Source organism: Streptomyces sp. NPDC029164, from assembly GCF_055563995.1.
In genome coordinates this window covers 77,811-90,165 of the sequence record NZ_JBVHWW010000008.1, presented here as the reverse complement: position 1 = coordinate 90,165, position 12,355 = coordinate 77,811, and the positions used below count along the sequence as shown (strand labels likewise).

Sequence of the window (12,355 nt, the reverse complement as noted above, 5' to 3'; positions counted from 1 at the left end):
GGCAACCCGGGACAAACAAGTGCAAGCTGGGGAAGGTCGAACGGCGGCAGATCCGTGCCGAAGGCCGGTCGGAGCATTCCGGGCGTCGTGAGAGACTGGTCTAGACAACCGTAAGAACCTGAAGGGCATCACCATGGCAGAGCGCCGCGTCAACGTCGGCTGGGCCGAGGGCCTGCACGCTCGTCCCGCCTCGATCTTCGTCCGTGCGACGACCGCTTCCGGCGTCCCGGTGACCATCGCGAAGTCCGGCGGCGACCCCGTCAACGCCGCCTCCATGCTGGCGGTCCTGGGCCTGGGCGCCCAGGGCGGCGAGGAGATCGTCCTCGCCTCCGAGGCCGAGGGTGCGGACGCCGCACTGGACCGCCTCGCGAAGCTGGTCGCCGAGGGTCTCGAGGAGCTCCCCGAGACCGTGTGACCCTTCGGGTTCGACCCCGCGCACACCACGCGCACCACGCACCACATGCGTCACCCACGGCGAAGCCGCGGCCCCCATCCTCCGGGAGCCGCGGCTTCGTCGTTCGCACGGGAATCGGAGCCCCGCGGCGGGGAAACAGTCCCGCCCGAATACCGGCGCACCGGAATTCAGCCCCGCAGGAATCACCGCACAGCGGCAGGGCGAATTCACGCCATAAATTCGCCCCACCCCTGCACGGCGAATTCACGCGATGCCACCCTTTGTATACGGCTCCTGTTAATGCCGGCCGCTCGACATGTTTACGGCAGGTTGCGAAGTACTCACCGCCGGACGGAGCCGCAGCCGGTGCGCCCCCGCCGCGCGGTCGGCGTGCAGCGCGGTCAGCGCCCGCGCCCGCTCCGCGTCCCCGCGCGCCACCGCGTCCACGATCGCCCCGTGCTCCGCCCAGGACTCCACCGGCCGCGCCGGCGCCTCCACCACGTACATCCACGCCACCTTGTGCCGCATCTGCGTGAGCAGCGCGACCAGCCCGGGGCTGCCGGAGGCCTGGGCGAGCGTCTCGTGGAACCAGCCGCCCAGGGACCGCAGATCCTCCCCCTGGCCCCGCCTGGCCCGCTCCTGCCCCAGCCTGACCAGCCCGCGCAGCACCTTGAGGTGCGCCTCGGTGCGCCGCCGGGCGGCCCGGGCGGCCGCCAGGGGCTCCAGGAGCATCCGTACCTCCAGGAGGTCCCCGGCCTCCTGCTCGGTCGGTTCGGCCACACAGGCCCCCGCGTGGCGCCGCGTCGTCACGAAGCCCTCGGACTCCAGGGTCCGCAGCGCCTCGCGGACCGGGACGCGCGAGACCCCGTACCGGCGGGCCAGCACCTCCTCGGTCAGCCGGCTGCCCGGCTCGAACACCCCGGAGACGATGTCGTCGCGGATTGCTGTGCATACCGCGTGCGCAGGAATACGCAAGACCGGACCTCCGCCTATTTCCGACTGCCAGCGTCATTGCACGCACGCATGCGCGTGCTGCGACTCTATTGCAACACACGATAATTTCCGAGAGCGCCCGGAAATGCGAAACATTTGCACAGAGACGCAACACGAAGGCCCCGGCTCGGGGAGCCGGGGCCTTCGGAAAAGGTGCGGGACGGAGTCAGAGGCTGACGCCGTGCGAGCGCAGGTACGCGATCGGGTCGATGTCCGAGCCGTACTGCGAGCCCGTGCGGGCCTCGAAGTGCAGGTGCGGGCCGCTGGAGTTGCCGGTGGAGCCCGACAGGCCGATCTGCTGGCCGGGGGTGACCTGCTCGCCGACGGAGACGTTCAGCGAGGTCATGTGCCCGTACTGGGTGTAGGTGCCGTCGTTGTGCTTGATGACGACGTTGTTGCCGTAGGCGCCGCCCCAGCCGGCCTCGACGACGGTGCCGAAGCCCACCGCGTGGACCGAGCTGCCGGAAGCCGCGTGGAAGTCGATGCCGGTGTGGCTGCCGGAGGACCACATGCCGCCGCCCGCGTGGTACTGCGTGCTGACGTACGAGCCGTCGACGGGGGCGACGAAGGTGTTGAGGCGCTTGCGCTCCTCCTCGCGGGCCGCACGCTCGGCGGCGTCGCGCTCGGCCTTCGCCTTGGCCTCGGCGAGGCGCTTGGACTCGGCGGCCTTCTGCTTGGCCTCGGCCTCCGCCTGCGCCTTGGCGGCGGCGTGCTCGGCGGCGCGCTGCTGGGAATCGGCCTGGTCGGCGATGTCACCCGCGAGGTCCTCGGCGACGACCACGGCGCCCAGCCCGTTCTCGGGGGCGGAGCTGCTGTGGTTGTCCGCGGCGAAGGCCGGGGCGGCGAGGGAGCCGACGACACCCGTGGTGGCGATCGCGGCGATACCGGCGTAACCGGCGGTCTTCTTGCTCAGACGGCTGGAGCCACGGTGCTTACCGGTACCAGCGGGACGACTGCCAAACGCCATGAAGGGTTTGATCCTTTCCTTCCTTCTCGCCTACCGGGTTAGCTGACGGGTTCGGAGCAGGAAGGTCTCCTACGGGCCTCCTCTTGCGAGGGGGTCCGATTCACCCCAGGGACACATGTGGGTCCCCGGCTCCCCAGGCTCGCGCCTGACGGGGACTCGGCGATCGCTGTCCGGTGCCGCGGATGCGGCGGGCACAACTGACGGACAGCACGGCCGACGCTAGGCGGATCATCAGTCAATCGCCAAACAGACGCGCCTTTTTGTTGCGTACGCCACACCGCATACAAGCAACCTAGCCACCAAACGGACAAAAGGGGCTCCGGCGGATAAGCTTGCCAGAGCCCCTGCGCGATCCGTCGGTCGGCCGTCAGCCGGCCATCACCGACAGGTCAGTTGGTGACGACCGTGACGTCCCCGATCCCGAGGGCGCGCACCGGCTCCTCGATCACTGCCGCGTCGCCCACCAGGACCGTGACCAGGCGGTCCGCCGGGAAGGCCTTCACGGCCGCCGAAGTCGCCTCCACCGTGCCCGTTTCGGCCAGCCGCGCGTACAACTGCGCCTGGTAGTCGTCCGGCAGCTCCTGCTCGACCTGGTCGGCGAGGGTGCCGGCGACCGAGGCCGCCGTCTCGAACTTCAGCGGGGCCACGCCCACCAAGTTCTGTACGGCCACATCGCGTTCGGCGTCGGTCAGACCGCCCTCCGCGAGGGTGCGCAGCACCTTCCAGAGGTCCTCCAGTGCCGGACCGGTGTTCGGGGTGTCCACCGAGCCGCTGATGGCCAGCATCGAGGCGCCCTTGCCGTCCGCGGTGGAGCGCAGCACCTGGCCGAAGGCGCGCACGCCGTAGGTGTACCCCTTCTCCTCGCGCAGCACCTTGTCCAGGCGCGAGGTGAGGGTGCCGCCCAGGCAGTACGTGCCCAGCACCTGGGCCGCCCAGACCTGGTCGTGGCGGTCCGGCCCGATCCGGCCGATCAGCAGCTGCGTCTGGACCGCTCCGGGCCGGTCCACGATGACCACGCGGCCGGTGTCGTCGGCGGTCACCGGCGGCACCGGGAGGGCCGCGGCGGTGTTGCCCGTCCACGCGCCCAGGGTGTCCGCCAGTACGGCGTCCAGGTCGATGCCGGTCAGGTCGCCGACGACCACCGCGGTGGCGGTGGCGGGGCGTACGTGGGCCTCGTAGAAGGCGCGCACGGCGGCGGAGTCGATCCGGGCGACGGTCTCCTCGGTGCCCTGGCGCGGCCGGGACATCCGCAGGGACGCCGGGAACAGCTCCTTGGAGAGCTGCTTGGCGGCGCGCCGCTGGGGGTTCGCGAGCTCGTGCGGGATCTCGTCGAGCCGGTTGCGGACCAGGCGGTCCACCTCGGCGTCGGCGAACGCGGGGGCGCGCAGCGCCTCGGCGAGCAGGCCCAGCGCCTTGGCCAGCCGGGAGGCCGGGACCTCCAGGGAGACCCGGATGCCCGGGTGGTCGGCGTGCGCGTCGAGGGTGGCGCCGCAGCGCTCCAGCTCGGCCGAGAACTCCTCGGCGGAGTGCTTGTCGGTGCCCTCGGAGAGCGCCCGCGCCATGATGGTCGCCACGCCGTCCAGGCCCGCGGGCTCGGCGTCGAGCGGGGCGGCGAGATTGACCTCGACCGCGATCACCTGCTGGCCCGGCCGGTGGCAGCGCAGCAGGGTCAGCCCGTTGGACAGTTCCCCGCGGTCGGGGGCCGGGAAGGCCCACGGCTGCGGCTCGCCGGCCTGCGGGCGCGGGTGGAAGGTCATCGTGACGGCTGCGGTGTCGCTCACTGCTCCGCCCCCTCGTTCTCGTCGGACTCGTCGTTCTCGTCGTCGTCTGCCGCGATCGGCTCGTAGACGAGCACCGCGCGGTTGTCCGGGCGCAGTCGGGCCGCGGCCACGGCCTGCACCTCCTCGGCGGTGATGTCGAGGACGCGCTGGACGGCGGTCAGCGCCAGCTGCGGGTCGCCGAAGAGCACCGCGAAGCGGCACAGTTCGTCGGCGCGGCCGGCCACCGTGCTCAGCCGGTCCAGCCACTCGCGCTCCAGCTGCGCCTGGGCCCGCTCCATCTCCTCGGCCGTCGGGCCCTCGGCGGCGAACCGCGCGAGCTCCTCGTCCACGGCCGCCTCGATGGCGGGGATCTCCACGCCGCTGGAGGTCTTGACGTCCAGCCAGCCCAGCGAGGGCGCGCCGGCCAGGCGCAGCATGCCGAAGCCGGCCGCGACGGCCGTCTGGTCACGGCGTACCAGCCGGTTGTGCAGCAGCGAGGACTCCCCGCCGCCCAGGATCGTCAGCGCCACGTCGGCGGCGTCGCACTCGCGGGAACCGTCGTGCGGCAGCCGGTAGGCGGCCATCAGCGCCCGCGCCGGCACCTCCTCGACGATCTCCTCGCGCAGCTGCTCCCCGATGATGTCGGGCAGGGAGCCGTCGCGGGGCGGCTGCTTGCCGTCGTGCGCGGGGATGGTGCCGAAGTACTTCTCGACCCAGGCGAGCGTCTGCTCGGGGTCGATGTCACCGACGACCGAGAGCACCGCGTTGTTGGGCGCGTAGTACGTACGGAAGAAGCTGCGCGCGTCCTCCAGGGAGGCGGCGTCCAGGTCGGCCATGGAGCCGATGGGGGTGTGGTGGTACGGGTGGCCCTCGGGGTACGCCAGGGCCGTCAGCTTCTCGAAGGCCGTGCCGTACGGGACGTTGTCGTACCGCTGGCGGCGCTCGTTCTTGACGACGTCGCGCTGGTTCTCCATGGACTCGTCGTCCAAGGCGGCCAGCAGGGACCCCATCCGGTCCGCTTCCAGCCAGAGCGCCAGCTCCAGCTGGTGGGTCGGCATCGTCTCGAAGTAGTTGGTGCGCTCGAAACTGGTGGTGCCGTTGAGGGAGCCGCCGGCTCCCTGGACCAGCTCGAAGTGGCCGTTGCCCGGTACGCTCGCCGAACCCTGGAACATCAGGTGCTCGAAGAGGTGAGCAAGGCCGGTACGCCCCTTGACTTCGTGGCGCGAACCGACGTCGTACCAGAGGCAGACCGCGGCGACCGGGGTCAGGTGGTCCTCGGAGAGCACCACGCGCAGGCCGTTGGCCAGCCGGTGCTCGGTCGCTGTCAGGCCGCCGGAGCCGGCCTGGGCTGTGGCCGTGTGACCCATGGGCATGTGGTCCCTTCGATCGCGATGCAGAGATTTCTGTCAGACCTGCCACTGTATGCAAGCGCGTCGGCCGCCGGATAAGTTCCCGGGTCACTCCCCCGGGGTCGGAGTCGGCGTTGTCGGTGCCTCGGGCCACAATGGTCCGCGTCGTACCCCGTCCGGACACCCGCCCGACCCGGCAAGACCGGCCAGACCCAGCCAGACCCCAGCAGTCCCGCCAGACACCCAGCACACCCCATTCTTGGTTAAGGAGCCGCGCAGCGATGGCCCGCCGCAGCACGAAGACCCCGCCGCCGGAGGATTTCGAGGAGAAGATCCTCGACATCGACGTCGTCGACGAAATGCAGGGCTCCTTCCTCGAGTACGCGTACTCGGTGATCTACTCCCGCGCCCTGCCCGACGCCCGGGACGGCATGAAGCCGGTGCACCGCCGCATCGTCTACCAGATGAACGAGATGGGGCTGCGCCCCGACCGCGGCTACGTGAAGTGCGCCCGTGTCGTCGGGGAGGTCATGGGCAAGCTCCACCCGCACGGTGACGCCTCGATCTACGACGCGCTCGTCCGCATGGCCCAGCCGTTCTCCATGCGGCTGCCGCTGGTCGACGGCCACGGCAACTTCGGCTCGCTCGGCAACGACGACCCGCCGGCCGCCATGCGGTACACCGAGTGCAAGATGGCCGACGCCACGTCGCTGATGACGGAGTCGATCGACGAGGACACCGTCGACTTCACCGCCAACTACGACGGCCAGGAGCGGGAGCCGGTCGCACTGCCCGCCGCGTACCCGAACCTGCTGGTCAACGGCGCGTCCGGGATCGCGGTCGGCATGGCCACCAACATGCCCCCGCACAACCTCGGCGAGGTCATCGCGGCCGCCCGCCACCTGATCCGCCACCCGCAGGCGGACCTGGAGGCGCTGATGCGCTTCGTGCCGGGTCCCGACCTGCCCACCGGCGGCCGGATCGTGGGCCTGTCCGGGATCAAGGACGCGTACGAGAACGGCCGCGGCACCTTCAAGATCCGCGCGACGGTGGCCGTGGAGAACGTGACGGCGCGCCGCAAGGGCCTGGTCGTCACGGAACTGCCCTTCACGGTCGGTCCCGAGAAGGTCATCGCCAAGATCAAGGACCTGGTCGGCTCGAAGAAGCTCCAGGGCATCGCCGACGTCAAGGACCTCACCGACCGCGCGCACGGTCTGCGCCTGGTCATCGAGATCAAGAACGGCTTCCACCCGGAGGCCGTGCTGGAGCAGCTCTACAAGCTGACGCCGATGGAGGAGTCCTTCGGCATCAACAACGTGGCGCTGGTGGACGGGCAGCCGCTGACGCTGGGCCTCAAGGAGCTGCTGGAGGTCTATCTCGACCACCGCTTCGAGGTCGTCCGGCGCCGCAGCGAGTTCCGCCGCACCAAGCGCCGGGACCGGCTGCACCTGGTCGAGGGCCTGCTGGTGGCGCTCATCGACATCGACGAGGTCATCCGCCTCATCCGGGACAGCGAGAACTCCGCGCAGGCCAAGGCCCGGCTGATCGAGCGGTTCTCGCTGAGCGAGATCCAGACGCAGTACATCCTGGACACCCCGCTGCGCCGGCTCACCAAGTTCGACCGGCTGGAGCTGGAGTCCGAGCGCGACCGGCTGACCGGCGAGATCGACGAGCTCACCGGGATCCTGGACTCCGACACCGAGCTGCGCAAGCTGGTCTCCACGGAACTGGCCGCGGTCGCGAAGAAGTTCGGCACCGAGCGCCGTACGGTCCTGCTGGAGTCGGCGGGCACGGCGGTCGGGGCGGTTCCGCTGGAGGTCGCGGACGACCCGTGTCGCGTGCTGCTGTCCTCGACGGGCCTGCTGGCGCGCACCGTGACCGGCGAACCCCTGCCCGAGGCGGAAGGCGGCGCCCGGGCCAAGCACGACCTGATCGTCTCGCAGGTCACCGCTACCGCCCGGGCCGAGGTCGGCGCGGTCACCTCGTACGGGCGGCTGCTGCGGCTCTCGGTGATCGACCTGCCGCAGCTGCCGGACACCCATGCCGCGCCCAACCTGGCGGGTGGCGCCCCGGTCTCGGAGTTCCTCTCCGGGCTGGAGGCCGACGAGAAGGTGATCTGCCTGATCTCGCTGAACGAGTCCTCCCAGGGCCTGGCGCTGGGCACCGAGCAGGGCGTGGTCAAGCGCGTCGTGCCGGACTACCCGGCCAACAAGGAAGAGCTGGAGGTCATCACCCTCAAGGACGGTGACCGGATCGTCGGCGCGGTGGAACTGCGCACGGGCGAGGAGGACCTGGTCTTCATCACCGACGACGCCCAGCTGCTGCGCTACCCGGCGGGCCAGGTGCGCCCGCAGGGCCGTCCGGCGGGCGGCATGGCGGGCATCAAGCTCGCCGAGAACGCCAAGGTGATCCACTTCTCGGCGGTCGACCCCGGCCGGGACGCCGTGGTGTTCACCGTGGCGGGCGCGCAGGGCACGCTGGACGACTCGTTGCTGTCCGGGAAGCTGACCCCCTTCGACCAGTACCCGCGCAAGGGCCGGGCCACCGGTGGTGTGCGCTGCCAGCGGTTCCTGAAGGGCGAGGACGTGCTCGTGCTGGCCTGGGCGGGCGGCTCCCCCGTCCGCGCGGCCGCGGCGAACGGCACTCCGGCGGAGCTGCCGGCCGTGGACCCGCGCCGGGACGGCTCGGGCGCGGCGCTGCCCGCGTCCGTCGCGGCGCTGGCGGGGTCCGCGCTGTAGGAAGTACGCGGTCATTCGGGTGGTACGTCCGGGGGACGTACCACCCGAATGGCGACTAGTGTTTTCCCTCTTGGCACTGTCGGGTGGGGCGGGAGAACACAGAGCTGATGAGTCGTCGGTCGGGTGGAGTGATCGGGGACTGGGCCGAGGCCCAGCGCCGCATGCAGCAGACGCAGCAGATCCAGCACCGCGAGGCGGAACGCCGGAGGCAGAGCCAGCGCACCGCCGACAGGCAGTACCGCGACGCCGAGGCACGGCGGCGTACGGAACGCATCGAGGCGGAAGTCGCCGTACTGCAGGGCTTGCTGGCCGCCGGGTGTGGGGCACCGGCGTTCCGCATGGCCGGGCTGGTCCGGCCCGAGCAGCTCGAACCCTTCAATCCGGGCACGCTGGCCCACCCCGTGCCGATGCCGCAGCTGCACCAGTTCCAGCAGCAGAGCACGGGCTGGACGCTCGGCTCGAACCGGCGCGTGCAGGCCGAGCGCGAGGCACACGCCCGGTACACGCAGGCCTGGCAGTCGGCGCACGCCGCGGAGACGCAGCGCCAGCAGCAGCTGGCGGCGTACCGGCAGCAGTACGACCGGTGGGCGGCGGAGCAGCTCGCCGGGATCCGGGCGCACAACAGCGGCCTCACCGAGCTGGCGGGGTCCCTGCGCGCGGGCGACGCCGAGGCCGTGGTGGAGTACTTCTCCGCCGCCCTCTACGCCTCCACCGCGTGGCCCGAGTCGCTGCCGAGGCAGCTCGCGGCCGCGTACGACCCGGGTGCGCGCCAGCTCGTGCTGGACTGGGAGCTGCCGGGGTACGCGGTGATACCCGCGGCCAAGTCGGTGCGGTACGTGCAGAGCACGGACCAGGACAAGGAGACGGCCCGCCCGGTCACACAGCGGCGGGCGCTGTACCGGGACCTGCTGGCGCAGTGCGTACTGCTGGTGGTCCGCGACCTGTACGCCGCGGACGAGTTCGGCGTACTGGAGTCGGTCGTGGTCAACGGCTTCGTGGACGACCACGATCCGGTGACGGGGCAGGAGGCGCGGATCGTGCTCGCCTCGATGTCGGCGGCCCGGTCCGCCTTCGCAGGGTTGCGGCTTGAGCAGGTCAGCGCCGTGGACTGCCTGGTCGACGGGTTGCGCGGGCAGCTCTCTGCACGGCCCGACCAGCTGACCGCAGTGCGCCCCGGGCGTCGTCCCGGCGAGGTGGGCGGTGTCGTCAGCCACGGCGGGCACGCGAACGGCGACGAGGACGAGCCCGACCTCTTCGAGATGGACCCGATCGCCTTCGAGAACCTGGTGGCGGAGCTGTTCCGGGCGATGGGCATGGAGGCGGTGACCACCCAGCGGTCGGGCGACGGCGGAGTCGACGTCGAGGCGAGGGACCCGGCACCGATCCGGGGCGGGCAGATCGTGGTGCAGGTCAAGCGCTACCGCAACACCGTGCCGCCCACGGCGGTACGCGACCTGTACGGCACGGTCCAGGACAAGGGGGCGAACAAGGGGGTGCTGGTCACCACCGCTTCCTTCGGTCCCGGGTCGTACACCTTCGCCAACGGCAAGCCGCTGGAGCTGGTTTCCGGCGTCCAGCTCGTGGAACTGCTGCACCAGTACGGGTTGCGCGGCCGTCTCGGGGGTGGTCAGGCGTCGCAGCGGACGCCCGAGCCCGCTCCTTCGGCGGATCACAACGTGCTCGGCATGTCCTGGTCGAGTGCGGTCGCCCTCGACGTGTGCGCGCTCGTCTGCACGGGCAACCGGGTGCTCAGCGAGGACCACTTCGTCTTCTTCAACAACCCGCGGACCCCGGACGGTTCGGTACGGGCCCGCGCGCACGCGGGGCCCGACAAGGCCGCCCTCGAGGTCTCCTTCGACTCCCTGCCCTCGCAGGCCGACCGCCTGGTCCTGGTGGCCGCGATCGATCCGGAGGTCGATCCGCACGCCGACCTCGCCGGGTTCACCGACGCCCACATCCGCCTGCTGTCGGCCGGCGGGGAGGAACTGGGCCGGCTGGAGGTCTCCGACGGGCGCGCCGGCGAGACGGCGCTGGTGCTCGGCTCGTTCCGGCGCCGGCCGAACGGCGACTGGGACTTCGTGATCGGCGGCAAGGGCTACCGGGGCGGCCTGGGGGACCTGCTGCGCGAGTACGGCGTCGAGGTCGCCTAGGGTCTGCCGCATGACTCTTGCCTACGACGCAGCCGGAGACGGCCCCGCGGTGGTGCTGCTGCACTCCGCCGTTTGTGACCGACGAATGTGGGACCCGCAGTGGCCGGCCCTGGTCGATGCCGGATATCGGGTGGTGCGTTGCGACTTCCGGGGCTTCGGCCAGAGCCCCTTGCCGGCTCGGCGACACAACGACGCGGAGGACGTACTGGACCTGCTGGACTCCCTCGGTATCGAGCAGGCGGCGCTGATCGCCTCCTCGTACGGCGGGCGCGTTGCCGTGGAGATCGCCGCACGCCGTCCGGAGCGGGTGTCCGCCATGGCGTTGTTGTGCTCCGGGCTGCCCGGGCACGAACCGGGCGATGAGCTGCGCGCGTTCGGCGAGCGCGAGGACGCGCTGATCGAGGCGGGTGACATCGAGGGGGCCGTGGAGCTGAACGTGGACACCTTCCTGGGGCCGGACGCCGGGGAAGCGGTCCGGGACGAGGTGCGCGCGATGCAGCGGCGTGCCTTCGAGGTGCAACTGGCCGCCCCCGAGGGGGCCGGCCGGAAGAACGTGGACATCGAACTGTCAGCGGTCAAGGCACCCGGTCTGGCGCTTTCGGGCGGCCTCGACCTGGCGGACTTCCGGCAGATCGCGGCTCGGCTGCCGGGTCTGCTCGGCGACACCCGGCACGTCGAACTGCCCTGGGCCGGCCATCTCCCCAGCCTGGAGCGGCCCGCCGCGGTGACGGACCTGCTGATCGGCTTCCTGCGCGAGACGGTTCTCGCGGTCTGAGCGGGATGGCCCGGCGGCCCGGTCGGCGGCCCTGTCGGTGTCCCGGTCAGGTCACCGGACGTCCTGGACCTCCGCGCCGAGCCCGGACTCCGGCTCGGCTTCGGCTTCCGGCTCGGCTTCGGTTTCCGGACCGGCTTCGGTTTCCGGACCGGCTTCGGTTTCCGGACCGGCCGCGGGCCGGGGCTCGGCGACGTACCGCAGCACGCCCCACATGCTCTCGGGTGACGCGTCCTGCGGGGCCTCCTCTCGGCAGGCCTCCAACTCCCGTACCAGCCCCGGGCCGTCGGTGCCGGCGCCGATCAGGACCAGCTGCGTCAGCCTGGCCTCGCCCCGTCCCCAGGGCTGCGGGGCGAAGCGGAGGAACCGGCCGACCGCGTGGACCTCGTACTTCTCCTCGTGGCCCGGGACCCCGAACCACACGTAGCCCTTGATCCGGTAGAGCCCGGCCGGCCGCCGGTCGAGGAAGTCGATGAACCGGCGCGGGGAGAGTGCCTGGTCGGAGACGAACTCCGTACTCTCGTAAACGGCGTGCGCGTGGGCGCAGTGGTCGTGGCCCTCGGCCTCCGCGAGGAGGTCCTCGAAGGAGAGCTGCCCCCGGGTCTCGGTCCAGGGGCGCCGGTCGAAGAGCAGTTCCGGGTCGATCCGCCCGTGGTCGGCGCCCACGACCGGGGTGCCGGGGGCGCAGAGCGCGTCGAGTTCCCTCTCGATCCGGGCCCGTTCGCCGGCGTCGACGCGGTCGGTCTTGTTGAGCACCACCAGGTCCGCGACGGCGAGGTGGCGGTCGGTCTCGGGGTGCGCGTCCCGCGTCGCGTCGAATTCGGCCGCGTCCACGACCTGCACCAGCCCGCCGTAGCGGATGGCGGGGTTCTCGCTGGCCATGAGCATCCGGATCATCTCCTGGGGCTCGGCCAGTCCGCTCGCCTCGATGACGATCACGTCGATGCGGTGGACGGGCGCGGAGAGCTTCTCCAGGTACGCGTCCAGCTCGCTGCCGTCGACGGCGCAGCACAGGCAGCCGCCGCCGAGGGAGACCATCGAGTCCCCGACCTGTCCGGCCACCGACATCGCGTCGATCTCGATCGATCCGAAGTCGTTGACGACGACCCCGATCCGGGTGCCCCCGCGGTCGGCGAGGAGGTGGTTCAGCACGGTGGTCTTGCCGGATCCGAGGAAACCGGCGAGGACGATGACGGGGATGGGCTGCCTGCTGTTCACCCTGTCGATCGTAT

Annotated in this window: 9 protein-coding genes and 1 riboswitch; of the genes, 4 read left to right on the top strand and 5 right to left on the bottom strand. The window is 71.3% G+C overall.

Going from position 1 to position 12,355, the window contains the following annotated elements; all coding sequences use genetic code 11:
- Positions 1-133: 133 nt before the first annotated feature.
- A complete protein-coding gene (locus ACZ4VT_RS10275; RefSeq protein WP_030012489.1) occupies positions 134-415 on the top strand; it encodes an HPr family phosphocarrier protein in 282 nt (93 codons plus the stop codon).
- A 276-nt stretch (positions 416-691) separates the two neighbouring features.
- Here ACZ4VT_RS10275 and ACZ4VT_RS10270 read toward each other — a convergent pair whose 3' ends face one another.
- The 4 genes from ACZ4VT_RS10270 to ACZ4VT_RS10255 all read right to left on the bottom strand — a co-directional run bounded on the left by ACZ4VT_RS10270 (position 692) and on the right by ACZ4VT_RS10255 (position 5,481).
- Positions 692-1,369 carry a GntR family transcriptional regulator gene (locus ACZ4VT_RS10270; RefSeq protein ID WP_467948267.1) on the bottom strand — a complete coding sequence of 226 codons (678 nt, stop codon included), beginning with the start codon at positions 1,367-1,369 and terminating at the stop codon, positions 692-694.
- Positions 1,370-1,553: 184 nt separating this feature from the next.
- On the bottom strand, positions 1,554-2,354 hold the full coding sequence (locus tag ACZ4VT_RS10265) for a M23 family metallopeptidase (protein WP_467948266.1): 801 nt from the start codon (positions 2,352-2,354) through the stop codon (positions 1,554-1,556).
- Between the two features lie 13 nt (positions 2,355-2,367).
- Positions 2,368-2,526: riboswitch (cyclic di-AMP (ydaO/yuaA leader) on the bottom strand.
- A gap of 217 nt (positions 2,527-2,743) precedes the next feature.
- Positions 2,744-4,111 (bottom strand): M16 family metallopeptidase, encoded by a 1,368-nt coding sequence (locus ACZ4VT_RS10260; RefSeq protein WP_467948408.1) that lies wholly within the window; start codon positions 4,109-4,111, stop codon positions 2,744-2,746.
- Between the two features lie 20 nt (positions 4,112-4,131).
- The gene (locus ACZ4VT_RS10255; protein ID WP_467948406.1) at positions 4,132-5,481 is read right to left on the bottom strand and encodes a M16 family metallopeptidase; all 1,350 of its coding nucleotides are present in this window, start codon (positions 5,479-5,481) and stop codon (positions 4,132-4,134) included.
- A gap of 263 nt (positions 5,482-5,744) precedes the next feature.
- On the opposite strand from ACZ4VT_RS10255, the gene ACZ4VT_RS10250 reads away from it, so the two are divergent.
- The 3 genes from ACZ4VT_RS10250 to ACZ4VT_RS10240 all read left to right on the top strand — a co-directional run bounded on the left by ACZ4VT_RS10250 (position 5,745) and on the right by ACZ4VT_RS10240 (position 11,126).
- Positions 5,745-8,201 carry a DNA gyrase/topoisomerase IV subunit A gene (locus ACZ4VT_RS10250; RefSeq protein WP_467948264.1) on the top strand — a complete coding sequence of 819 codons (2,457 nt, stop codon included), beginning with the start codon at positions 5,745-5,747 and terminating at the stop codon, positions 8,199-8,201.
- Between the two features lie 107 nt (positions 8,202-8,308).
- Entirely contained in the window at positions 8,309-10,351 is a 2,043-nt protein-coding gene (locus ACZ4VT_RS10245) for a restriction endonuclease (protein WP_467948262.1), read from the top strand.
- A gap of 10 nt (positions 10,352-10,361) precedes the next feature.
- Positions 10,362-11,126, top strand: coding sequence for an alpha/beta fold hydrolase (locus ACZ4VT_RS10240; RefSeq protein WP_467948260.1), 765 nt, complete (start codon positions 10,362-10,364; stop codon positions 11,124-11,126).
- 51 nt (positions 11,127-11,177) lie between these two features.
- On the opposite strand, the gene ACZ4VT_RS10235 is transcribed toward ACZ4VT_RS10240, so the two are convergent.
- Positions 11,178-12,341, bottom strand: coding sequence for a CobW family GTP-binding protein (locus ACZ4VT_RS10235; RefSeq protein ID WP_467948258.1), 1,164 nt, complete (start codon positions 12,339-12,341; stop codon positions 11,178-11,180).
- Positions 12,342-12,355: the final 14 nt, after the last annotated feature.